We start from the raw sequence: 23,910 nt of genomic DNA on the forward strand, positions 1-23,910 counted from the left end.
ATCCTTCTTAAAAATCCCCCTTATCTCATAAAAAACCGTTCTTTATAGTTTTTAAATACTTTTTTGATCAAGAATATAAGAGCGCTTTTATAGTGCTTCTTTAGCATTTTCTCGGAGTTTTCTTATCAAAGATAAAAAGTAATGCATAATCAAGTATATAAGGGTATACAGTTTATCATGAAAAACGAAGCTGCGTACTCTGAAAAATTGTTCTCTGATGCTGCATTAAAAACTTAAAAAAACTAATCATACATTTAAAGATAACTAAAAAATAACCATGTCGTTAGAAACTATAGCGTACACCTAAAATACCCTGAAAGGACTGTTTTGTTTTACGCCCTTTAATATAATGGGCCTCACCATATAACTTTAACTTCTCACTCACTAAACTGCTTAAACCTATTCCTAATTTACCTGCATTCCCCGATAAGTCAGTGGTAAATGGATGGCGTTGATTAATTAACGTTTGATTGTCATCTTTATTCTCACGCAACCATGCTGCTGTAATATACGCAAGCGATGAGGAATCCATGTGAAAACCAAATTCATATCCTAAAGATAAGCCAACCTCACTGCGTAATGAAGTGAATGGACGCATGTCACCTGTCATGTCATTCGATAACTTGATTTCTTTACCCTCAACTTGTAACCATGTAAATTGTCCATAAGGCTGTAACCAACTGTTCTTTGACGTCTTAAGTCGATAACCAGCTTCAAAGGAAGTTCCCAATGCCCTTTGAGTATATGTTCCTTCAATCTCTAAACCATTCGTTGAAACGGCTTTTAGAGTATTTTGATAATGATTGTATTTTAAAATACCATCGAGATACCATCCACTATGATCAAAATAAGTGACATAAGCGCCAATACCATAAGTATTGATACCACTGATACCCCCCCGTGCATGCGCAACACGGGCACGATCATAACTGCCAAAACCACCTATATAAAATTCTCCACTTTCCCACTCGCTTAAACCATTGATCCCTAAAACAATACCTGTCTGATCTAACTTAAAATCTATATGCTCTGTCGCAATACTCTCTTTAGATTTAATCGCATAGGTCCATAAAGCTGCATTCTTTTTACTTTTATCTAGAATTCCTCTTCCCGCACGCACTGTTTGCATTTCGTTGTGAAACACCATCGCTGGAGCTACAGACATAGACAATACCGCATCTGTAGAGGGCGTGGTCAAAAAGTGAGAAACTGAAAGCGTCTCACTCAATTGTGGAGAAGGCTGTTCTTTATGAACTGGACGCACAATCATTTGATCGGCTAAAGATTGAGAAGAGGTTGAAACAGCAGTTTGTTGTTTTTCATCAGAAAGAGGATGAGAACTTCCTGAACCTAAGACTTCAATAACATGACTTCCAAGAGAGGAAACAGTTGGAGATACAGAAACCTGAGATTTTTGCCTTAAGTTTTGGCGGTTTTTTCTTCGACGTGGCAATTTAATAGCATGCGCTTGTGGTGCTGCAATAGTTGAAAGAGAAAAAACTGATTGATTTTGATTTAAATGCCGCATAGATCTGCTTCTGTGTGACGCACTATCCATGTAAACTGCAGTCAAATACCAAATTTTTCCCTCTTCATTCTCAATATTTTTGTGTTTTAAGCCATAGGTATAAGTTCCCCCATCAATAATTGGAATTTTTGCACCAGAAAAACTTTGTAGAGTAAAAGATGCGCCACCACTTTGATCAACAATTAAATCAAGTTCTGTTGAAGAAGGATCAACAATTTCAATACCGGAATCTAAAATACTTATTGTGTGAGAACCACGGCCATTTTTGATAAAGAGATAATCACCTTTTTCTTCTGCAAGGCTAACATTAAAGTTAAAATGTAGACTCCCTGCTAGATTATCAATGTAAAGCTGAGAGTAATATAAATCATCTTCAAAAGAGGTAAAAATGACTTTTCCTACACCGCTTAACTGCTGAATGCGTGTACTTTTGTCGTCAAACCCACGAGCAACGGAGTATAATTGAGCGTCTTCTCCATTTAATTCAATGTTTTCTACTATAGTTTGTTGACCATCGTCTCCAGCATCAAGATGGAGCCCACCAAAATCCTGAACTTTTATTTCTCCTCCTAATATTGCACCAGGAGAAATCCATGAATTAGCATTACCTTCAATCGTTAGATTCTTTACAATTCCACCTGCATAGACTTCTTGAACACCACCAGTGCGTAAAATGACTGTATTTGCTTCACCTCCTGCTAAAACACGCTGCACACCCTCTGAAAAGATTTCAGCATTTACAGCTAAACTGCCGGCTTTTTCTGCAAAGTTATCATCATTAGGAAACCACTTAGCAAGAGTTTGTACTCCTCCACTCATCACTTTTGTTCTGACAACCATTCCATCATCATATACATTCTGCTGTCCCAGTGTGTCACCTTGACCATAAATTGTCGTATCATAAGCACTGCTCCCAACAATTCCACCGTCCACATACCCATCTCCAAAAACAAGCTGCTCCCCACCATAAATTTCAGCTCTCAATGCAGAGCCTCCCCCCTCCACTTTTTGTTTTCCACCCTCGTAAATAATCGTAGATTCTGAGACCCCCTGTTCCCCTACAATCTCAGTACCACCATTTTCAATGGTTGTATTTTTACTGAAACCACCAGCTTCAACATAAAGTCTTCCTGATCCCTGAATTGTATTATTAATAGACTTCTTAAGAATACCTTGCTCTCCATCATCAGAGACATAAACTACGTTATCATCACCGAGCAAAGAGCTTTGTAGAATTCCTCCTCCTTCCCCAATGCTGTAATGAATTACATCAGAGATACTAAAATCTTTTGCCGATGTCATATTTTCTTCTTTTTCAGGAAGCTTATCTATAGGCGACTCCACATGAGGTGAAGGAATTACAGGAGCAGAAGTTATTTGTGATGTAGCCAAAGACCAAGTCTTTCCCCCATTATCATCTTTTGTCTTTAAGCCATACATGTAGGCTCCACCATCAATCGTACTCGTCTCTTCACCAGAAAAATCTGTCAGAGTAAAATGCGCATTTCCGCTTTGAACATGAATTAAATCAAGCTCCAAAACTAAATTCTGATCTTGTAGAGGAGAATTGGTAATTTCAACACCAGAATCGATAACGCTTATGGTGTGATTACCTGATCCTTTTTTGATCAGAAGATAATCACCGCGCTGTTCTGCAAAATTAGTATGCAACCTAAAATGTAAACTCCCTGAAAGATCATTGATCTCAAGTTTAGAGTAATGTGGATTAAACACGGTAGAAGTAAAAATAACACGACCATTCCCACTCAGATTCTCAATCAAAGAACTTTCACCATCTATATTAGAGGCAATCGCGTACAATTTTGTATCTCTGCCATTTAAGACAATTTTTTCTACTTCAGTACGAGATTGCTCTGCACCAGCATAAAGATAAATCCGTCCAGAATCATTAACCGTTGTCTTTCCTTCCAATGTTGCGCCACCATGTAACCACGATTGTGCTTGATCCTTAACGGTTAAATCTTTTACATAACCTCCTAAATCTATTGCCTGAAAAGCAGTCCCTTCTAAAAGAACGCCAATCGCGATTCCTCCCGCTAAAACATGTTGCTGTCCACCAGAAAAGACCTTCGTATCAAAGGCAAAACTGCTATAATGGTCTAAATCTTCTTCCACATAAAGATTTTGTACCCCTCCTTCCATGATCTTTGAGCTAAAAACCTCTCCATCATCATACACATTCTGATATCCTCGCACTCCATTCTCACCAGAAACGATAGTGTCATGAGCGCTACTCCTTACCATCTCCCCTTTGATATCAGACTTTCCTGAAACAAACTGCTCACCACCGTAAATTTTAGCCCCTTCAACTTTTCCCCCATCTTTAACCTTTTGTTTTCCCTCTCTCTTAACTGTACTATCCTGTGAAAGACCCTGTGTTCTAACAAGCTCAGTGCCGCCTCTTTGAATTGTTGTATACAAGCTAAAACCACCGTGATAAACGGAGATCTTTCCACCGTCTTTAACTGTATTACTAATCGAAGTTTCTCCAGTGCTTTCAACTTTCTCAACGTTACTATCAAAGCTAGGATCAGCAATCGTAACAATCATCCCCTTTTCAATTGTGCGTTCTGTGAGATCCTTCGATAATGAAGCTATAGCAAATGGTTGCAAGCTAAAATCAGAAAATAAAGAGGTATTTGTCTCATCAAGAGCATAATTCGCATCTAAATACCAAATTTTACCAGCCCCCTTATTGTTTCTATGTTTCAAACTATACCGATAGGTTCCGGCATCAATAGCTTTGATTTTTTCACCAAAAGTGTTTGCCAGAATAAAATGAGCATTTCCACTGCGATCAGAAATTAATTTAAGCTTTTTGTGGGAAGGGATTGTAATTTCACGCCCAGAATCAGCCACACTTATTGTGTGATAACCTGAACCACTTTCTTTAATGACAAGATAATCACTAAGATGCTTGGCAAAGTTGACATTAAAATCAAAATGTAAAGAACCTGAAAGATCATCAATATTAAGCTTAGAGTAATGCTTATTAGTCCCTAAGTACGTAAAAATAACTCTGCCACTTCCAGTTAAATTCTGGATATTAACGTGAGGTTTTTTGCTGTTATCTTCAGGAGCAATAATGTATAGTTTGCTATCTTCTCCATTTAAATTAAGATTTTCTACTTCCGTAACAGCTTCACCATTCCCAGCATAAAGATAGAGACTACCAAAATCATGAACATTTGTATCCTTATCTAATATTGCACCAGCAAAAGCCCATGACCTTGCTTGATGATTAATGGTTAGATTATCCACGTATCCAGAATCATATATATTCTGAATAGCTCTATCGTATAAAGCGACTTCACTCGCATTCCCTCCTGCAAAGATATTCTGTATACCATTTTTAAAAAGTTCGGTACTCAGTGCAAAAGCCCCCTCATTAATTGTAAAATCTTCATCTTCTATATCGGCTGTATCAGTATCTTCTGAGAAACCGTTATGAAAATTCTCTTTACCATCAAGATTCTGGACACCTCCTTTCATAACCTTTGTGTCAACAGCCATCCCCCCACTATAGACACTTTGTATTCCTAGCATTCCATCTGCAGCATGAATTTCAGTGCCATAAGCACTACTTTCCTTATCTTTACGCGACAAACCATCCCCAAGAAACCCCTTACCAAAAATAATCTGCTCACCGCCATGGATTTGAGCCCCTTCTGCATTTGCACCACTCTCAACAATTTGTTTCCCCCCTTTTTTAACAGCGGCATATTCCGAACTGCTCAAGTTTTTGACAAACTCAATCCCACCATGCTCAATTGTCGTATCCCTGCTAACACTTGCTGCATCAATGTAGAGTTTTCCCCCTTCTCTAACCGTATTATTAATGGAATAAGCTGCATCTTTATAGTTAAAGCTATTTATTTCAGAACCTTCAGAGTCACGGTTAGTAATATAGATCGTAGCACCATCGCTTATTATTGAATTTGTGAGTACTTCAAAGAATAGCTTTTCTAATCTCTTCCTTTCCTCTTCTGAAAGATCACTTCCTTCTACTGTCTGTTTATTCTCTATCTTTTTTGATCCCCCCTTTTTTTCTTTTAGTCCCCTCACTTCTGATAACAACTTTCTTGTCTCTTCTAGGTGTTCACTGATACTTACTGGTGTTAATAACTTTTCTCTTGGTGTAGCTACTCCATATGCACTCGCAATCTTGACAAAAAAACCACTGGCCATTACCGCACAAAAACTTAATTTCAATTTGCGTTGCATTATTTACACTCCATAATTTTAAATTTAAATTCTCCCATTTAGAAAAAAGTGCATAGATCAAAACAACACAACGTAATTGCTCAACCTCATGTCTTTTAAGATAGCAAAGCATTCGATGGATTAAGCTCTGACAGATCAAATATACACCATGTGTTTTAAAATGCATGCACAACTAAAAGATTTAATTTTTTAGATACACTTTAAAAGTGTTATAATTGCATCCATGAAAAATATTTTTAATATTTTGAGACACTAAACACTGATCTACGAATAAGATTGATCCCTTAATAGATAAAAATGGCATTAAACTTTAAAGGAAACAGCAATGTGAATGAGAGCTGCGTTTATGTCCACCTATTGCCATCTTCTACAGCATTTAAAGCAGTGTCTTTATTTTATTCAATATGGATAATATATAGAGCACTTATTCATACCCATCAGTCCATAATCATTGTTCTAATATATAACGAAGTGTCATAATATTGACTCGACACCGATTTGAAATTTCTATAGTTATAGTCAGTTAACTCGTCATTTGATTTGTCATATACTAAAAGGGACATTCTATTCATGTCTATAAACTCAGAAATGAAAGCTACAAGCAACAGAAACTCCCCTCGTCGGATTTTATTTGCAAGCCTTATTGGCCCAACAATTGAATTCTTTGATTTTTATGTCTTTGGCACTGCCGCAGCTCTTATATTTCCTCATGTGTTTTTTCCAACACAAAATGATCAAATTGCTATTTTACAATCTTTCCTAATATTTGGAGCAGCCTTTTTTGCCCGCCCTTTTGGATCAGTTGTTTTTGGACATTTTGGAGATAAGATTGGAAGAAAAGCAACACTTATCGCTTCTCTTCTCACAATGGGTCTTTCAACAGTCATTATTGGTTTTCTTCCTACTTATGAAATAGCTGGGTGGTTTGCCCCTTTCCTCTTAACCTTGTGCCGTATTGGACAGGGAATTGGATTAGGAGGAGAATGGGGAGGAGCTGTTTTGCTCGCTACAGAAAATGCCCCTCCAGAAAAGCGCGGCTGGTATGCAATGTTTCCCCAATTAGGCGTTTCAATAGGTTTGTTTTTATCTATTGCTGTTTATTTGGGTCTGCTGCATTTCCTTGATCGTGAAGAACTTTTAGCCTGGGGATGGCGTATTCCTTTTATTGCTTCAGTTGTTTTTATGATTATAGGATTATGGGTCCGTCTTTCAATCAATGAAACTGTTCAATTCAAAAAAACTCTTGAAAGTAAAAAACATGTCAAAGTTCCTATCATAGATGTCTTTTTAAAATGTCCACGAATCCTATTTCTTGGAATATTTTCTGGTATGGCAACTTTTGTTTTGTTTTACTTGGTTACTACATATTTGTTAAGCTATTCAACAAACCATTTGCAATTGCCATTTCATCAAGCTCTTCAAATCGAAATTGTCGGTGCTATTTTTTGTGGGATTTTTACTGTCATCACGGGAAGACTCGCTGACCGTATTAGACGTAGAACTTTGATGATTTGGATTACAATCATCACCGGTATTTATTCTTTCGCAATTCCTTATTTCTTAAATTCTGGAGTTATAGGAGTCCTTGCAATGTCTGTTATCGGTTTGTCTCTCATGGGAATGATATACAGTCCTCTTGGTGCTGTTTTGGCTTCACCATACCCAACAGCAATTCGATATACCGGTTCTTCTATTACTTTCAATTTATCTGCTATTGTAGGAGCATCTCTCGCGCCTTATATTGCAGAATATCTGGTGCAACATTTCGATACATCTTATATCGGTTATTATTTGCTTCTTGCTTCTTTTATTTCACTGATTTGCTTCGTCGGATTTACAGATGATGAAATATCCAACTAAAATATAATAACGAAGAATAAAATAAGGACTGGTGGCAAAAATGCTGCCAGTTTCGTTTTTAAAGATAGGGGTTGAGGTATTTTCCACCACAATATTCCTGCAAACAAGGCACTCAAAAAGAAAAATAAAAAATCTGCAATATTGCTTATATAAGAAACAGCAAACATTTCTGATAAGATATGCGTTGTCCCCAACCATGAAACGCAAAAGAAGGCCAACATCACAGCCCATAAAACAAGCAAAATTCGATCAATGATCATCATTATGGCGTTTCGTTTTTTTAATTATAGTCCATATATTTAACATGCCTAAAAGAAAAATCACAATAAAAACCCAACGCCCTCCCCCTGAGCCTTCCGTAATAAAAAGTGCAGGATTTACTATTCCCAGTAATCCTATAAAAATCAGAACAATAGATACAAGACGCATTAAACCTGTTTTTCCCAGCGATAATCTTCAGTCTGTTGCCAATACGTTAAATTATGATTTTTCATTTTATATTTTTTCCACTGTGCACGAACGAGATTCAACTGCTCTTCACTTCTACCATCAAATATCACGACAAGCCGTTGATAAGCATCAATATCCGAACAAACAGCTCCCTCTATGAGAAAACGAATTTTTGAATCATTCGGATTTTCTTGTCCTGTCGTAAGAAATACAGGCTGAAAGTTTGGATATTGATCACACTCCGTTCCATGTCCAATAAATGATTCATCAGTATAAACCCATAAATGTATATCTATAGAATCGCGTTGTTCTTTACTCACACACTGTATTGTTACTTTACCAAAACGAGCCAATGCACGCTCCACAAGCGTCGGCAAAATATCCTTCAGCGTTGACTGCGTCAAATGATAGAATAAAATATCCAATCTCTTAAGCCTTCATCATTCTTTATAAAAAGCTAACATCTTTTTAAAAAAAATTCTATATCCCTAATACAAAGGAAACGGTTCAAGATATAAACCCTCTTTTTTGATTGAGATGCATTATCTTTTTGCACGTGTCTTTAAAAGACAAAAATTTTTATCTTCAACGTTAATAAAAAAGTTTTTTAAGTTATTTTCTAGATTCTTTGTAGACTATAGTTGAAAATAAAATATAATGTACGGAAAATTTAAAGAGGACCTCATAGGCAATTTTATATTATTTATTTGGTAAAAATATCCAATTCATGAAAGGATATTTTTTCAAACTTTATTACATTTTAACCGAAAGCAGTAAGAATATTTGCTATCGAATTAAAAACTGAGGATTTTCCCCAATTTATGCGTATTATTGAGTTCTACATCCTGAAACGTGTCCTTGTTTTGTTTAGTTCTGTCATGATTGCAGCAGTGGGCGTTAGTTGGACTATACAAATTCTTGCACGGATAAACTTTCTCACAACAAGTAAACAAACACTCCTCACAGTCTTACAATTTTCACTCTCATTGGTTCCTTCTGTTATTTTTGTTGTCATTCCGTTTGCATTAGTGATCGCAATTACAACCATCCTCTCAGCAATGCATCAAGACTCAGAACTTGCTGTCATCAATGCCTCTGGTTTTCCTAAAAGTACTGTTTGGAAACCTATCCTTCTTCTTGCTATTGTTGCATCCTGTACCTCCTTTTCTATAGCTAATTTTGTTGTTCCTCAAGCGCGTCTTCATATGCGACAAATGCTAGCAAGCGCTCATTTTGATCTTATTAATCTATTCATTAGTGAAGGGAGCTTCCAAAAACTCACCAATAACCTTTACATAGAAATTGGCGAACGAAATCCAAATGGAACACTTGAACGCCTTTTCATTGCCGACCAGCGTGATCCTAAGACTGATCTTTTTTATTATGCAACAGACGCATCCATTGTGAGCAATAAAAACGGCAGTTTTCTGGTTCTCAATAACGGTGAAATAGAAAGAGTCAATCATCAAAATAACAGTGTTTCAATCGTGCAATTTAGCTCATATACTTTTAGCCTAGGAGAGTTTATCCCCAGTGATAAAACACCTACTCTTTATCCAAAAGATCGGTCTCTTTCTTATTTACAAAACCCTGACCCAAAAGATCCCTACTATCAACGAAAACCACTCCAATATAAAGCTGAATTTCACCGCAGATTAACACAATGGCTCTACCCTATTGTTTTTTCACTTATTGCATTAGCAGCGGCAGGGGATGTACGCTCCCATCGACAAGCTCATCATTCCGCAAATCTCTCGGCAATTGCCCTCTCTTTTCTGGTGTATTGGATAGGATATTTTTTCGCAGAAAAAGCAAAAAGCGATCTTGCATACGTTCCTCTCCTTTATATTATACCTATAGGAACAAGTGCATTTGTCTTTTTTATGCTTTTAACGAATCATAAAATTGGGCTTCCCACAAAAGTTAATGAGATACTTCAAATCGCTTTTCAAAAAATAATGAACAAATTTGAACATCGAAAATCTCAAGATTCCTCGGATGAAATATCATGATTGGGTGGACACTTGGACGATATTTTTTTATACGGTATCTTAAAATAACTTGTTATTTCTGGGGAAGCATTTTTGTTCTTGCTCTTTTAATCGATTTCACAGAGAATTCTGGTAGGCTATCTTCCCTTCCGCATTATACAGCAAAAGATGCATTTTTCCTCTCTGCTTTACGCATCCCTTTTATCATGCAACAACTTATCCCTTTCATTGCACTCTTTTCTGCAATGGCAACGCTTATCTCGCTCAACAAAAAACTTGAACTTGTAGTGACTCGTTCAATCGGTGTTTCTGCATGGCAATTTCTTATGCCAGCTTGTTTTGGAGCTTTTCTTTTGGGATTATTTTCAATTCTTCTCATTAATCCACTTGCTGCATGGGGATTTTCTCAAGCAGAAAAAAAGATGACTGAATGGCGCAATCACAATGTACTAACACCTCTTCACAATACAAGTATCCACTGGTTAACACAACATACAAATTTAGGCAGAACAACCATTGGTGCTAAATCTATCACCGATCAAGGACTTTCTCTTCTCGATGCCACCTTTGTACAATACAATGACAATGCAACCGTTAAAAATTGGATTAACGCCCCAAAAGCAACCTTGACTAATGGATTTTGGCTATTAACAAATGGAACAATCTATAAAATAGGGCATCCTCCTGAAAAATTTACCGTGTTGCAAATAAAAACCAATCTAAAACCTGAATTTTTAACGGAACGTTTAGTGAATCCCGCAACTATTCCATTTTACCAATTGCCAAAAAAAATTATGATTGCACGTTCATTTGGCTATTCTGCTCATAATTTTGATATGTATTTCCAATCTTTGATTGCATTACCGGCATTGCTTGTGGCAATGACCCTCATTGCAGCAACTGTATCTTTAAATTTTACACGTTTTGGGCAATCTAGAATGTTGATTCTTGGTGGCGTAATAGCTGGGTTTATGCTTTATGTTATTTCCGTACTTGTTCAAGCTTTCGGTAATGCTGGATATATTCCACCAATTATTGCAGCTTGGACACCCGTTGTTATTGCGTTATTCTTAGGAATCTCTTTTTTACTTCATAAAGAGGATGGCTAAGTGAAAGCATTAACACTTAAAAAAACTATTTTAACAAAATTAAGTGCTCTCGCTTTTAAAAGTGTTGTGGGGGTTATTTTAGGAAGTGCTTTGTCTTATTGTGCGCACGCTCAAAGCCTTCAATCTCCTTCTCAAAGTCGCATTCAAAATCTGGAACCTCCTCTTTTGCTCTCTGCGGATGAACTCATCTACAATCGTGATGAAAACACTGTTTCTGCACACGGTAATGTCCAAATCGAATATGATGGCAATAAAGTTGTCGCTCAAAAAATTATTTACAATCAAAAAACAGGACGGCTTATAGCACAAGGGAACGTTGAAATTACTCAAAAGGATGGTAATAAAATTTATTCCAACCAAATTGATATGACCAAAGATCTTGGCGAGGGTTTTGTAAACGCCCTACGTATTGATACAGCCAACAATGTTCACTTTTCAGCCCAAAATGCTACACGCAAACACAATCACATAACAGTCTTTGAAAATGCAACCTATACAGCCTGTGAACCTTGCTCTTATAAACCAGATAGAGACGTCCTATGGAAAATTAAAGCAAGAAAGATCATATGGAATAATAGCGTCAAAAAAATTCGGTTTGAAAATAGCAGTTTTGAAGTTTTTGGTGTACCGATTATAAAATTTCCAAATTTTGAGATCTATGATCCAACTGTCAGGCGTGCTAGCGGTCTGCTTACTCCTCATTTTTTTTATACTGATTATCTCGGTATGGGGATAAAGAATTCTTATTTCTGGAATCTCGCCCCCCATTATGATTTTACCCTTTCTTCTACGGTTTATACCCAACAAGGGCTTTTAACCGAAGGGGAATGGCGTCAGCGTTTAAAAACGGGACGTTATAACATTCGCTTTGCTCATATATATCAAATGAAACCGCATAGATTTGATAATGATACGATTGATGCCCAACATAAAAACCGTTATATGCTGGCGACAAAGGGGGATTTTCGTATTAATTCACACTGGACTTATGGATGGGATATTCTTGCACAATCAGATCGGCATTTTAGTCGTGCCTATAAACTTGAAAACTATAACAATCCTACACAACTTTCTCAGATCTATCTGAATGGTCTTGCAGGAAAAAATTATTTTGATATGCGTTTTTATCATTTTAAAGTTCAAGATTCAATATTGAATGATCCTCATTATGAACGTCACTCTCGGCAAGCGTGGGTCTTACCACGCATCGATTATTTTTTCACACCAGATGAACCCATTTATAATGGAGAGCTTACCTTCCATAGTAATATGCAATCAGTTTATCGTCGCCATGCTGACTTCAGTTCACCCGACCAGAACGGAAACCCTCTCAACACAGTAAAACTTTCTGGTATGGCTGGAAATAGTTTGCGTTTAACAAACGAGCTTCAGTGGAAAAAGCGCTTCAACACGCACAACGGACTCATCTTAACCCCTCTTCTCTCTCTACGAGCTGATATCATTACAACCAATGCAAGCGAAAATCACACAGATTCTATAGAAAACAATGCCTTATCCGCAATTCATGGTTCAGCAATTCGTGGCATGGCAACAGCAGGGTTGGAACTACGTTATCCCTTCCTCATTACAGCTGATCATTCTACACATATTATAGAACCAACTGCACAAATTTTTATACGCAATAATGAACAATATATTGGACAAATTCCTAATGAAGATGCTCAAAGCTTTGTCTTTGATGCAACCACTCTCTTTCAACGAGACAAATTTTCTGGTTATGATCGTGTAGAAGGTGGTACAAGAGCCAATATAGGTATAAGATATTCTGGAAGCCTTAATGATAATTGGTCTCTTTATGGTCTCATTGGACAATCCTTCCATCTAGCAGGAAAGAATTCTTTTGCAGAAAAGGACTTTATCAATGTCGGTACTCATTCTAGCTTAGAGGCAAAACGTTCAGACTATGTTGCAATGTTTGGTACAACCCATAAAAGTGGTTTTTCCTTAGAAACGCGTGGACGCTTTGACAAAAAAACAGGAAAAATCCGCCGTAGTGAAATCGAAGCATCACAAAAATGGCAAAATTTTTGGGTGGCTCTACAATATGCCTATATCGCAAAGCAACCAGACTATGAATATTCTCAAGAGCGCCAAGAAATTTCTTTTCAAACAGGACTTAAATTAGCAGATTATTGGTCCATTAATAGCAACGCCGGTTATGATTTAGTATCTGGTACATTTATAAAGCGAGGAATTAGCTTGAGTTATATGGATGAATGTTTCGGGTTAACATTCGGTTATCAACAGGTAACGAATCCAGGCAGGAAAGCACCCTTGCAAAACTTTAATTTCTCTCTTTCATTGCGTACGATTGCAGATATCGGAAAAAAGATAGATTAATTTATAAAGGGAATGTATCAGTCATTTAACTTATCATTGTTTTTATGAAAGAAAGCGTGTATTTTAAGTTGTTGATGAGAATTAATAAACAATGCGAAAGCCTATTTACATGAATAAATTGAAAAAGCGTTTTCTTGCTTTATTTTATATTGCATCTTTGAGCGTAAGTAGCCTGCTAATAAATGGATTTTTGATTCCGACAGTCTTTGCGCAGACTTCTATTGTTGTTACAGTTAATGGCAACCCCATCACAAATTATGATATACAAAGACGCCTTGCTTTTCTCAGGCTACAACAAAAGCAAGGCAATTTGGTGGCACAGGCTAAAAAAGAGCTTATTGATGAAAAGCTAAAAAATATTGAAATAAAACGTCGTAATATTGAAGTAAGCAATGATGAAGTTGATAGAGCTTTTGAGAATTTTGCGACACAAAATAATATGACGATTGATCAGCTCAACCAGATTCTGATCCAAACTGAGATCACAGTGCAACACTTTAAAGATTACATCCGTGGACAAATAGGATGGGGGCGTCTTGTTAGCGCACGCTATCAAGCTGAAACAGGTATGATTAGCGAACAAGAAGCTGTACGCAGAATATTAAAAAATGGTGGTGTAAAACCTTCAACCAACGAATATACATTACAGCGAATTGTTTTTGTCATTCCTGCACATCGTCGTTCAGAGATCTTTGAAAGACGTCAAAGAGAAGCAAGTAATTTTCGCGCACATTTCCGTGGATGTGCCAATGCTCACAATCAAGCAAGAGGTATTTTAGACGTTACTATCCGCCACTTAGGAAAGTTTCTGGAGCCACAACTTCCTAATGCATGGGAACAAGCTATTCTTGAAACGCCTGCTGGAAAAATGACAAAATTACAAGAAACATCTGATGGAATCGAAGCAATTGCTGTCTGCAAAATAAAAAGAGTTTCTGATGATTATGTCGCTCGACTGATATTTTCTCTTCAAGATAGTAAAAAAAGAAGCCCGCAAAAACTTGAAGAATTAAGCGACAAATATTTAGGAGAACTGCGCCGAGTGGCACGCATTCAAAATTCATAATGGCTGCTCTTATTGTTAGCGGTGGTGATCCTGCCGGAATTGGTCCTGAAATAGTACTAAAAGCGTGGAATTTGCGTGTTACGCGCCAAATTCCACCTTTTGTACTTCTTGCTGATCCAGATGTTATTCGTTCGCGCGCTCGTTTTTTACAGATTGATGTTGAGGTGCAATCTGTTTTAATCAATAATCCTGCAAAAAATTTTCAAAAAGCTCTTCCTATCATACCGTTAAAAAACAAACAAAGTGATCAATTAGGTATACCTTCATCGAAAAATACAGCTGGAATTATTGAAGCAATTAAACGCTGTGTTCAATTGATTCAAAATGGCCATGCATGTGCACTTATCACTTGTCCTATTGCAAAAAAGAGTCTTTATGATGCCGGTTTTCGATTTCCAGGTCATACAGAATTTTTAGCCGATTTAGCCCATAAAGCTTTTCATAAATGTTATCATCCAGTTATGATGTTAGCAGGACCTCGATTAAAAACAGTACCAATAACTGTTCATATTCCATTTAAAAATGTTCCTTCACAGCTTACCCGTGATTTAATTATTCAAACGGTACTTATTACTGAATATGACTTAAAAACAAGGTTTAAAATAACATCACCCCGACTAGCTGTTGCTGGTCTTAATCCTCATGCTGGAGAAGGAGGTGCGATGGGAAAAGAAGATATTGAAGTTATCACTCCTGTTATTGAATATCTTAAAAAGAAAGGACTCAATATTGCAGGCCCGCTGCCTGCCGACACAATGTTCCATGAATGCGCAAGAAAAGCATATGACGTTGCCATTTGTATGTATCATGATCAAGCCCTTATCCCTGTTAAGACATTAGACTTTGATAGCACTGTTAATGTCACGTTAGGTCTACCTTTTATTCGCACGTCTCCAGATCACGGAACTGCTTTTGACATTGCTGATAAAGGGATAGCCTCTCCCGAAAGCTTTATTGCTGCTCTTAAACTTGCAAATCAACTTGCAAAAAATAGTTTAAACCCATGCCAATAGATAATCTCCCTCCTCTGCGTGAGGTCATTGATATATATGGATTACAAGCGCATAAATCTTTGGGGCAGAATTTTCTTTTTGATCTTAATTTAACATCTAAAATTGCTCATCAAGCAGGCAATATAGAAGGAAAACCTGTTCTTGAAATTGGTCCTGGTCCTGGAGGTCTCACACGTGCCTTGCTAGCAAAGGGTGCCATTGTAACAGCAATAGAACGCGATGAGCGCTGCATACCGGCTCTCTTAGAAATAGAAAAACACTATCCTAAAAAATTAAAAGTTATTTGTAATGATGCACTGAAGCAAGATTTCTCAAAACTCTTTGAAACAAGCCCTGTAAAACCGCGCATTATTGCAAATCTTCCCTATAATATTGGGACACAACTCTTATTAAATTGGCTTTTGACTGAACCATGGCCTCCTTTTTATGAATCAATGACATTGATGTTTCAACGTGAAGTTGCCAAACGGATTACAGCTAAACCTCAATCTACTCATTATGGACGTCTTAGTGTCTTAACTGGCTGGCGTACCACTGCTAAAATTGCTTTTGATGTCCCCCCTCAAGCCTTCATACCAATACCTAAAGTAACGTCTTCCGTTGTTCATATTATTCCGCGAATACAACCTCTTTCCTGCTCTGCACAAAAACTAAGCCTCGTCACAAAAACCGCCTTTGGGCAAAGACGAAAAATGCTTCGTCAAAATCTCAAAATACTTGGAGGTGAAGAGCTATTAGAAAAAGCTGGAATTGATGGAACGCGCCGTGCTGAAACGCTCTCGATTTCTGAATTTGTAACTTTAGCGCATCTAGTGCTCTAAAAAATGCACTTTGTGTTATAAAACCTTTTTTAATCACAACATTTATCGATTTTTTCAGCAATAAGCCCATCAACAAAAGAGCCAAGATAAGAACAACGCTCACGTTTTACGGTTTCAGCTAAATAAATTGATTTAATAAAAGATAAAGACTGATCTAAATCTTCGTTAATCACAACATAATCATAAGAAAGCCAATGCTTTAACTCCGTTCGTGCATTTTCCAATCGCAAATTGATAGTATCTTGACTATCTTCTGCTCGACGATGTAAACGCGAAACAAGCTCTTTCATTGATGGTGGAAGAATAAAAACAGATACAGTGTCTCCTAGCATCTTTTTTTGCAGCTGCTCGGTACCTTGATAATCAATATCAAATAACATATCTTGGCCAGCATTCAATGCGCTTTCAACAGTTTCACGTAAAGTGCCATAATAATTTCCGTGAACTTCTGCCCACTCAATAAATTCATCCCTATCACGCTTATATTCAAACTCTTCTTTTGAAATAAAGTAATAATGCAGCCCATCTACTTCACTAGGACGCCTTTTCCTTGTAGTCATACTTACGGAAAGCTCTAATTGTCCCTCTTTTAGAAGTAATCGAGAAATTGTTGATTTACCAGCACCTGAAGGCGAAGAGAGAATAAATAAAAAACCGCGGCGTTGATTCATTTTTATAGTACTCAATTTACTTTCAAAGACTGTCATTACATCACTCTACTTTGTTCATAAATGTTTCTCCAAAATTTGAATTATACATTATCTCAACCTCTCTCCTAATCAATGTGTTTTCTTAGCAATTCTCAATGTTATTCTGCTCTTTTTTGAGATAAGGTATTAGCAGTATATTCACTTCTTTCTTAAATATTTTTATCCATACGCCAACCCCACTTGTGACAGACAAGAAAATGATTTTTTATCATTCTCATAAAAAGTTTAAATAGAAAAATTTTACTATATTTGGGATTCTCATTTACGATGCAAAAAGATGTGTTATCACTATAAATTCAATGTTTTGCCTTTAATTCTCGCCACTTGCGAACATTCATATTATGTTCCTCTAAAGTTCGAGAAAAAACATGCCCTCCTGAACCATCAGCAACAAAATAAAGTGCATCACTGCTTGGTGGATGTGCCACCGCTTTTAAAGAATCTCGACCTGGATTTGCAATAGCCGTTGGGGGCAAACCATTAATTTTATAAGTATTATATGGTGTTTCCTTCTCAAGATCTGAACGATAAATTGCACGACCGGATGGTTTTCCTTTTCCTCCGAAGAGACCATAAATTACTGTTGGATCCGATTGAAGACGCATATGCTTTGTAAGGCGGTTATAAAATACCGCAGCAACCATTGGTCTTTCTGCTGCAATTCCCGTTTCTTTCTCAACAATTGAGGCTAATATAACAAATTCATCAATTGATTTAATGGGTAAATCAGGTGAACGCGTAGCCCATATAGCATGAATTAATTTTGTCTGTCCTTCACGCAACCTGTTTACAATCTCTTTACGCGTTGTTCCCCGAATAAAACGAACAGTATCCGTCATTAAATAACCTTCTGGAGGCAAAATTTTTGGAAGGTCTCCAATCAAAATTTCATTCGCAGCTAATCGATCGAAAACTTGCTGAACCGTTAAACCTTCAGGTACTGTAAATGTATACTCTATAGATTTTCCTTTCACAAGAATATCCATAATATCCTGCATCGAAGCATGAGCTGGAATTAAATATTCACCAGCCTTCAGATGCGTTGTTTTTTGGTGATAACCAACCCCATAAACAAAAATATCTGATGATCGAATGAAACCACGTTTTTCTAGCAATGAAGCAATTTCACGAATTCCGGTACCAGGATGGATAAGAACAATTTGTTCTTCCTCAATTTTTCCCTTTTCTTCAAAAATACTTTTTCCAATATAAAGAGGAATACTTATGGCAAAAAGAATAATCACAATCAGCATAAGAAAAAAATGACCGAGAATGACCAACGGATTACGGACGATAGATGATTTCTTTCGTTTTTTATGTATTAACATGTCATAACTATCTGCTAAATGATTCGAAGAGGAATCACTTACGTCCTTTAATGATTTTCCATTTTTCACATCGGACATAACCCCTCAATAGCGATTAAGGATAATATTATAATTTCTCATTCACCTTATAATAAAGTAGAAAACTCAAAAGCAAAAATTAAATAAAAATACTTATTATCCCCTAAAACGTCGCATCACCAACGATGCATTTGTCCCACCAAATCCAAAAGAATTAGAAAGAATCGTATCAATCTTTCGTTCACGCGGTTTGTGTGGTACAAGATCGATTTTCGTTTCAATCGATGGATTGTCAAGATTAAGTGTCGCTGGGGCTATATTATCCCGTATAGCTAAAATAGAAAAAATAGCCTCAGCAGCACCGGCTGCACCAAGTAAATGCCCGATAGATGATTTCGTTGATGACATAGAAACTTGTGGTGCATAACTCCCTAAAACACGCTCAACAGCCGCTAGCTCTATGGAATCAGCCATCGTAGATGTACCATGAGCATTAATATAATCAAGTTCACTTATATTCACTTGTGCACGCTTAAGAGCAGCTATCATACTACGCTGAGCCCCTTCACCACTTTCTGAAGGCGCTGTAATGTGGTAAGCGTCACCAGATAAACCATAGCCAATAACCTCAGCATAAATACGCGCTCCTCGTTTTTTGGCATGTTCCAGCTCTTCTAAAACAACAACAGCTGCTCCTTCCCCCATCACAAAACCATCACGATCAGTATCATAAGGACGTGACGCCCGTTCAGGATCATCATTGCGACAAGTAGAAAGAGCTCTACAAGCTGCAAAACCTGCAAGAGATATCCGATTTATCGGAGATTCAGTCCCCCCTGCCACCATGACATCTGCATCACCAAACATAATCAAACGTGCCGCATCACCAATTGCATGCGCCCCTGTTGAACAAGCCGTTACAACAGAATGATTAGGCCCCCGTAAACCATATTGAATAGACACATAACCAGAAGCAAGATTAATCAAACGACCTGGAATAAAAAAAGGAGAAACACGACGTGGGCCCTTATCACGAAGCGTATAACCAGCTTCAACAATACCCTCAACTCCCCCAATTCCCGAACCAATTAACACGCCTGTACAAATCTGATCTTCATCACTCTTAGGAAACCATTCGGCATCTGCAAGCGCTTGGTTAGCAGCAGCCATTGCATAAACAATAAATGCATCAACTTTACGTTGCTCTTTAGGTTCCATATACAAATCAGCATTATAAGTCCCCTCTGTTCCATCCCCTAAGGGGATACGCGCAGCAATCTGGCATGGCAAATCTGACACATCAAACTCTGTGATACGTCGGACACCACTTCTTCCTTCAAGAAGTCGCTTCCAACTATATTCAATATTACCAGCTAATGGAGATACCAATCCTAAACCAGTAACAACAACACGTCTCATAACTTCTAACCTTGAACTAAACTTCACCTCTCAAAGCTCTCTTTTCAAAAGAGCTCCGAAGAATATAGGCAAAAGCAATTTATGCCTTTGCCCTTTAGTAATCACGCAGAAGCTTTATCAATGAACTTGACTGCATCGCCAACTGTGAAAATCGTTTCAGCAGCTTCATCTGGAATTTCTACCCCAAACTCTTCTTCAAAAGCCATAACGAGTTCAACCGTATCAAGGCTATCAGCCCCTAGATCATCGATAAAGCTTGCATTTTCTACAACTTTATCAGCATTAACCCCAAGATGTTCCACGATAATTTTCTTAACGCGCTCTACTGTATCACTCATGTTGAAATCCTCGAATTTATATTTCCTATAATTTGGTTAACTATATCGGTTCATCTAATCAAGCAATAGATGCATTACTTTAAAAGATTTTAGTAATGATTTAAAACATCCTGTGGATATCCCCTACAAAATGAACCAATCTGACATTCCGACATCAATTGATCAACGACCATATTAAAGAAATAGATGCATCTATCCATTTCAATCGTTACTATCTAAAATAATACAACTCATAAATCAATGTGGAATAAAATAAATACTCAAATCATTGCCATTCCACCATTGATATGGAGTGTTTGACCTGTCGTATAGGCTGCTTCATCGCTTGCTAAATAAACAGCAGTAGCGGCTATTTCTTGCCCACTTCCCATACGTTTCATCGGAATCGCAGCCATAATGGCTTCTTTTTGCTTTTCATTAAGCTTGTCTGTCATTGCGGATTTAATAAATCCAGGAGCAATACAATTGACAGTGATGTTTCGCGAAGCAATTTCTTGTGCCAATGCTTTAGAAAAACCTATCAAGCCTGCTTTTGCAGCACAATAATTCGTTTGTCCAGGATTTCCCACAACACCAACAACAGATGTAATGTTAATAATCCTTCCATAACGGCGGCGCATCATAGAATGTATTAATTCACGCGTCAAAAGAGAAGCAGCTGTTAGGTTAACTTCTAAAACATCATCCCAGTCTTTATCTTGCATACGCACAAAAAGACCATCCCTAGTGATTCCCGCATTGTTAACCAAAATATCGACGCCATCCATTTTTCTCTCTGCAACTTCAGCCAATTGTTTAATCGATTGGCGTTCAGAAAGATTAGCGGGAAATACAAAAACATTCTGCCCTAATTCTGCCGCCACTTCTCTGAGCTTTTCTTCACGTGTTCCATGAAGTCCAACAATAGCTCCTTGTGCATGAAAGCAGCGTGCAATTGCCTCACCAATTTCTCCCGAAGCCCCCGTTACAAGAGCTTTACGTCCTGTTAATCTAAACATTTTTAAACTCCTTATAGATTAAACGCCGAGCATACCTAGCGCTGATTCTATTTCATCAACTGTTCCAATGGTTACCCCCTTTATATCTTTGTTAATACGACGCGTTAAACCTGTTAATACTTTTCCAGAACCAACTTCAAAAAGCGTATCAACTCCATTAGCAGCGATCCATTCTATTGTTTCACGCCATCGCACCCTCCCAGTCACTTGTTGGACAAGAAGAGTAGTAATACGCTCTGGATTGCTCTCAGGTGCAACAGAAACATTGGCAATCAAAGGAACAATAGGGGACATTTTGTTAACAGTCAAAAGTGCTTTCTTCATGGCATCAGCAGCAGGTTGCATTAAAGATGAATGAAAAGGTGCAGAAACAGGAAGAAGAAGTGCACGTTTTGCACCTTTTGTTGATGCAATCTCTACCGCTGCCTCAACTGCTTTTGCTTTACCGGAAATAACAATTTGCCCACCACCATTATCATTAGCAATCTGACATAGTCCTTCTCCAGAAACAGTTTCACAAATTTCTTCCACAATGTGCTCTTCTAAACCAATTAATGCAGCCATAGAACCTTCACCAACCGCGACAGCAGCCTGCATAGCATTGCCACGAATACGCAAAAGTCTTGCCGTATCTGTGAGAGTAAATGTACCAGCAGCACAAAGAGCCGAATATTCGCCTAAAGAATGACCAGCAACAAACCTTACCTTTTCTTCTATACGAAGCCCTAATTGTTTCATCACACGAATGACAGCCATAGATACAGCCATTAATGCCGGTTGTGCATTTGCTGTTAACGTTAAAACATCTGCTGGTCCTTCAAAAATGATCTTTGATAATTTCTCACCCAAAGCATCATCAACTTCCTCGAAAACCATCCGTGCGACAATAAATTGCTCTGCAAGCGCTTTCCCCATACCAACAAGTTGACTCCCCTGCCCTGGAAAAATAAAAGCTGCACCCATTTATCAACTCCTAAAACTGTACAATTAAATTATTTTCTTTTGACCTTATTCATCCGCACAAATCAAGATAAAGCCCTTTATTTAAAACGAATACCACACTTAAAATTATATTTTAAAGGCGGAATTTGATATAAAAACTTAGGAAAATAAGGTGCTATAAACTGAATAACACCCAAACTTATGAGACTTCCTAAAATTGCCCCTGCTAAAATATCAAAGGGATAATGTACACCCACAAAGATGCGCGCCCAACAGATCAAACACAAAAATACGGTGGCAAATTTAAAAGTAACTTTGTATCGGTAAAAATAAAAGTTAGCTGCATAAGATGCAATGGTCAAGGCATGATTACTAGGAAAAGAAGCTGTTGCACGATGTTGAATAAGCGGTGTCGTCAGCCCTACCACGAATGGGCGAGGATGAAAATAAAAAAGAGAAATGAGATAACCTATGAAAAGAGATGCACAAATACTCATGCAAATGCTTAGCACAACACACCGTTCCCTCTCCCCACCACAAAACCACAACGCACAAAGATGGAGAGGAATAATATAAATTAAAAACTTTGCACAAAAAATACTAAACAAAACTACAATCGACCAAGCTTGATGATTGCCGACAAACATTTCAAAGAGTGTAACATCAATCTGGTTTAAAAAGTCCATTTTTCCCTCCTTTGCCTTTATATTACAGTATTATCTTTTTGTAGAAGAAGGAAATATATCAAGATTTAACAAATCAATTTTTTTATGTGCATAAACTTGCTATTTTAAAAGATAACCTGTAGATATGAAATATTCGTTGCCGGCACTTTAGCTGGAGGTTGAACGGAGGGCTGTAAAATATCAGTAGGAAATATAATGTTTCCGGCCTCCCGTATCTCCGCTCTGAGATGTCTCGAATTGTAAACGCGTCCTTTCTTCTTTGGATTTCCAAAAAAGACAAGTCGCAGAGGCTTTGCGCTAAAACCGGTGAAATTTAATTGAAGAAAGGCAAAACAATGGCTCTTTATGAACATATGTTCCTTGCCCGACAAGACATTGCACCGCAGCAAGTTGATGAACTTTTGAGTCTCTACAAAGGTGTCATTGAAGCGCATGGTGGAAAAGTTGGGCGTATAGAAAATTGGGGACTTCGTCCTCTTGCTTACCGTATTCGTAAAAACCGTAAAGCTTATTATGTCTTAGTCAATATTGATGCACCAGCTTCAGCAATTGCTGAAGTGGAGCGTCAGATGCGCATCAATGAGGATATTTTGCGTTATATGACCATTCGCGTAGAAAAACACGAAAAAGAAAAATCTGCTATGCTCTCACACCTTGATCGCAATAGTCACATTGGACATGATGAAGAGCGTCCCCGTTTTCCACGTCGTCAACGTGAAAATACTATAGAAGGGGTAGAATGATGACTGATACTAATCAAAACTCTGCACGTCGCCCCTTTCATCGTCGTCGTAAAACATGTCCTTTTTCAGGGACCAATGCTCCCAAAATTGATTATAAAGACATCAAGTTGTTACAACGTTATATTTCCGAACGTGGGAAAATTGTTCCTTCACGGATTACTGCTGTTAGTCAGAAAAAACAGCGTGAATTAGCTAATGCTATCAAACGTGCTCGCTTTTTAGGCTTACTTCCGTACGTTATAAAGTAAGCAATCAATACGCTATGCAACTGGAGAGTTTCTCCA

Annotated in this window: 20 protein-coding genes; 9 read left to right on the top strand and 11 right to left on the bottom strand. The window is 37.6% G+C overall.

What is annotated here, in order from left to right:
* Positions 1-283 precede the first annotated feature (283 nt).
* Entirely contained in the window at positions 284-5,773 is a 5,490-nt protein-coding gene (gene bafA / locus ACFILO_RS02560; RefSeq protein ID WP_375677788.1) for a BafA family autotransporter, read from the bottom strand.
* A gap of 570 nt (positions 5,774-6,343) precedes the next feature.
* On the opposite strand from bafA, the gene ACFILO_RS02565 reads away from it, so the two are divergent.
* Positions 6,344-7,633 carry an MFS transporter gene (locus ACFILO_RS02565; RefSeq protein WP_375611247.1) on the top strand — a complete coding sequence of 430 codons (1,290 nt, stop codon included), beginning with the start codon at positions 6,344-6,346 and terminating at the stop codon, positions 7,631-7,633.
* Here the strand turns inward: ACFILO_RS02565 and ACFILO_RS02570 are convergent.
* Genes ACFILO_RS02570 through ACFILO_RS02580 form a run of 3 tightly spaced genes read right to left on the bottom strand, consistent with a single transcriptional unit; the run spans position 7,630 to position 8,508 of the window.
* Entirely contained in the window at positions 7,630-7,893 is a 264-nt protein-coding gene (locus ACFILO_RS02570; RefSeq protein WP_375629333.1) for a hypothetical protein, read from the bottom strand. The genes ACFILO_RS02565 and ACFILO_RS02570 overlap by 4 nt on opposite strands.
* The gene (locus ACFILO_RS02575) at positions 7,883-8,062 is read right to left on the bottom strand and encodes a hypothetical protein (protein WP_375629223.1); all 180 of its coding nucleotides are present in this window, start codon (positions 8,060-8,062) and stop codon (positions 7,883-7,885) included. Before ACFILO_RS02575 ends, ACFILO_RS02570 begins: the two co-directional genes overlap by 11 nt.
* Positions 8,062-8,508 (bottom strand): DNA polymerase III subunit chi, encoded by a 447-nt coding sequence (locus tag ACFILO_RS02580; protein WP_375677789.1) that lies wholly within the window; start codon positions 8,506-8,508, stop codon positions 8,062-8,064. Before ACFILO_RS02580 ends, ACFILO_RS02575 begins: the two co-directional genes overlap by 1 nt.
* Positions 8,509-8,904: 396 nt before the next feature.
* Between ACFILO_RS02580 and lptF the strand changes: the two genes are divergently transcribed.
* The 6 genes from lptF to rsmA all read left to right on the top strand — a co-directional run bounded on the left by lptF (position 8,905) and on the right by rsmA (position 16,444).
* Entirely contained in the window at positions 8,905-10,095 is a 1,191-nt protein-coding gene (gene lptF, locus ACFILO_RS02585) for an LPS export ABC transporter permease LptF (RefSeq protein ID WP_375631736.1), read from the top strand.
* Positions 10,092-11,183 carry an LPS export ABC transporter permease LptG gene (gene lptG / locus ACFILO_RS02590; protein ID WP_375631734.1) on the top strand — a complete coding sequence of 364 codons (1,092 nt, stop codon included), beginning with the start codon at positions 10,092-10,094 and terminating at the stop codon, positions 11,181-11,183. The genes lptF and lptG overlap by 4 nt, the downstream gene beginning before the upstream one ends.
* Positions 11,184-13,544, top strand: coding sequence for an LPS-assembly protein LptD (locus ACFILO_RS02595; RefSeq protein WP_375677790.1), 2,361 nt, complete (start codon positions 11,184-11,186; stop codon positions 13,542-13,544).
* A gap of 109 nt (positions 13,545-13,653) precedes the next feature.
* The gene (locus tag ACFILO_RS02600) at positions 13,654-14,610 is read left to right on the top strand and encodes a SurA N-terminal domain-containing protein (protein ID WP_375620739.1); all 957 of its coding nucleotides are present in this window, start codon (positions 13,654-13,656) and stop codon (positions 14,608-14,610) included.
* On the top strand, positions 14,610-15,623 hold the full coding sequence (gene pdxA / locus ACFILO_RS02605) for a 4-hydroxythreonine-4-phosphate dehydrogenase PdxA (protein WP_375677791.1): 1,014 nt from the start codon (positions 14,610-14,612) through the stop codon (positions 15,621-15,623). Before ACFILO_RS02600 ends, pdxA begins: the two co-directional genes overlap by 1 nt.
* A complete protein-coding gene (rsmA, locus tag ACFILO_RS02610; RefSeq protein WP_375611238.1) occupies positions 15,614-16,444 on the top strand; it encodes a 16S rRNA (adenine(1518)-N(6)/adenine(1519)-N(6))-dimethyltransferase RsmA in 831 nt (276 codons plus the stop codon). The genes pdxA and rsmA overlap by 10 nt, the downstream gene beginning before the upstream one ends.
* Before the next feature lie 29 nt (positions 16,445-16,473).
* On the opposite strand, the gene gmk is transcribed toward rsmA, so the two are convergent.
* From gmk to ACFILO_RS02645, 7 genes are all read right to left on the bottom strand, one after another.
* A complete protein-coding gene (gene gmk / locus ACFILO_RS02615) occupies positions 16,474-17,151 on the bottom strand; it encodes a guanylate kinase (RefSeq protein WP_375629245.1) in 678 nt (225 codons plus the stop codon).
* A 299-nt stretch (positions 17,152-17,450) separates the two neighbouring features.
* Positions 17,451-18,560, bottom strand: coding sequence for an endolytic transglycosylase MltG (gene mltG, locus ACFILO_RS02620; protein WP_375611236.1), 1,110 nt, complete (start codon positions 18,558-18,560; stop codon positions 17,451-17,453).
* Between the two features lie 96 nt (positions 18,561-18,656).
* The gene (gene fabF / locus ACFILO_RS02625) at positions 18,657-19,919 is read right to left on the bottom strand and encodes a beta-ketoacyl-ACP synthase II (RefSeq protein WP_375652282.1); all 1,263 of its coding nucleotides are present in this window, start codon (positions 19,917-19,919) and stop codon (positions 18,657-18,659) included.
* Between the two features lie 101 nt (positions 19,920-20,020).
* Positions 20,021-20,257, bottom strand: coding sequence for an acyl carrier protein (locus ACFILO_RS02630; protein WP_004860281.1), 237 nt, complete (start codon positions 20,255-20,257; stop codon positions 20,021-20,023).
* Between the two features lie 260 nt (positions 20,258-20,517).
* Entirely contained in the window at positions 20,518-21,255 is a 738-nt protein-coding gene (gene fabG, locus ACFILO_RS02635) for a 3-oxoacyl-[acyl-carrier-protein] reductase (protein ID WP_375631720.1), read from the bottom strand.
* 18 nt (positions 21,256-21,273) lie between these two features.
* Entirely contained in the window at positions 21,274-22,218 is a 945-nt protein-coding gene (gene fabD / locus ACFILO_RS02640) for an ACP S-malonyltransferase (protein ID WP_375612933.1), read from the bottom strand.
* Positions 22,219-22,295: 77 nt separating this feature from the next.
* Complete coding sequence (locus ACFILO_RS02645) at positions 22,296-22,883, bottom strand: undecaprenyl-diphosphatase (RefSeq protein WP_375631718.1); 588 nt, start codon at positions 22,881-22,883, stop codon at positions 22,296-22,298.
* A 335-nt stretch (positions 22,884-23,218) separates the two neighbouring features.
* Here ACFILO_RS02645 and rpsF point away from each other — a divergent pair, with 335 nt between their 5' ends.
* Both rpsF and rpsR read left to right on the top strand, forming a co-directional pair.
* Complete coding sequence (rpsF, locus tag ACFILO_RS02650; protein ID WP_375612935.1) at positions 23,219-23,626, top strand: 30S ribosomal protein S6; 408 nt, start codon at positions 23,219-23,221, stop codon at positions 23,624-23,626.
* On the top strand, positions 23,626-23,874 hold the full coding sequence (rpsR, locus tag ACFILO_RS02655; RefSeq protein ID WP_012754957.1) for a 30S ribosomal protein S18: 249 nt from the start codon (positions 23,626-23,628) through the stop codon (positions 23,872-23,874). The genes rpsF and rpsR overlap by 1 nt, the downstream gene beginning before the upstream one ends.
* Positions 23,875-23,910: the final 36 nt, after the last annotated feature.

This window comes from Bartonella sp. AP72JLCBS (assembly GCF_042195705.1).
GTDB lineage: Bacteria > Pseudomonadota > Alphaproteobacteria > Rhizobiales > Rhizobiaceae > Bartonella.

What these genes read in the sequence shown, in the direction of transcription:
- bafA (WP_375677788.1), bottom strand. Translation starts at nt 5,773, where the DNA reads ATGCAACGCAAATTGAAATTAAGTTTTTGTGCGGTAATGGCCAGTGGT.
- ACFILO_RS02565 (WP_375611247.1), top strand. Translation starts at nt 6,344, where the DNA reads ATGTCTATAAACTCAGAAATGAAAGCTACAAGCAACAGAAACTCCCCT.
- ACFILO_RS02570 (WP_375629333.1), bottom strand. Translation starts at nt 7,893, where the DNA reads ATGATCATTGATCGAATTTTGCTTGTTTTATGGGCTGTGATGTTGGCC.
- ACFILO_RS02575 (WP_375629223.1), bottom strand. Translation starts at nt 8,062, where the DNA reads ATGCGTCTTGTATCTATTGTTCTGATTTTTATAGGATTACTGGGAATA.
- lptF (WP_375631736.1), top strand. Translation starts at nt 8,905, where the DNA reads ATGCGTATTATTGAGTTCTACATCCTGAAACGTGTCCTTGTTTTGTTT.
- lptG (WP_375631734.1), top strand. Translation starts at nt 10,092, where the DNA reads ATGATTGGGTGGACACTTGGACGATATTTTTTTATACGGTATCTTAAA.
- ACFILO_RS02600 (WP_375620739.1), top strand. Translation starts at nt 13,654, where the DNA reads ATGAATAAATTGAAAAAGCGTTTTCTTGCTTTATTTTATATTGCATCT.
- pdxA (WP_375677791.1), top strand. Translation starts at nt 14,610, where the DNA reads ATGGCTGCTCTTATTGTTAGCGGTGGTGATCCTGCCGGAATTGGTCCT.
- rsmA (WP_375611238.1), top strand. Translation starts at nt 15,614, where the DNA reads ATGCCAATAGATAATCTCCCTCCTCTGCGTGAGGTCATTGATATATAT.
- gmk (WP_375629245.1), bottom strand. Translation starts at nt 17,151, where the DNA reads ATGACAGTCTTTGAAAGTAAATTGAGTACTATAAAAATGAATCAACGC.
- mltG (WP_375611236.1), bottom strand. Translation starts at nt 18,560, where the DNA reads ATGTCCGATGTGAAAAATGGAAAATCATTAAAGGACGTAAGTGATTCC.
- fabF (WP_375652282.1), bottom strand. Translation starts at nt 19,919, where the DNA reads ATGAGACGTGTTGTTGTTACTGGTTTAGGATTGGTATCTCCATTAGCT.
- ACFILO_RS02630 (WP_004860281.1), bottom strand. Translation starts at nt 20,257, where the DNA reads ATGAGTGATACAGTAGAGCGCGTTAAGAAAATTATCGTGGAACATCTT.
- fabG (WP_375631720.1), bottom strand. Translation starts at nt 21,255, where the DNA reads ATGTTTAGATTAACAGGACGTAAAGCTCTTGTAACGGGGGCTTCGGGA.
- fabD (WP_375612933.1), bottom strand. Translation starts at nt 22,218, where the DNA reads ATGGGTGCAGCTTTTATTTTTCCAGGGCAGGGGAGTCAACTTGTTGGT.
- ACFILO_RS02645 (WP_375631718.1), bottom strand. Translation starts at nt 22,883, where the DNA reads ATGGACTTTTTAAACCAGATTGATGTTACACTCTTTGAAATGTTTGTC.
- rpsF (WP_375612935.1), top strand. Translation starts at nt 23,219, where the DNA reads ATGGCTCTTTATGAACATATGTTCCTTGCCCGACAAGACATTGCACCG.
- rpsR (WP_012754957.1), top strand. Translation starts at nt 23,626, where the DNA reads ATGACTGATACTAATCAAAACTCTGCACGTCGCCCCTTTCATCGTCGT.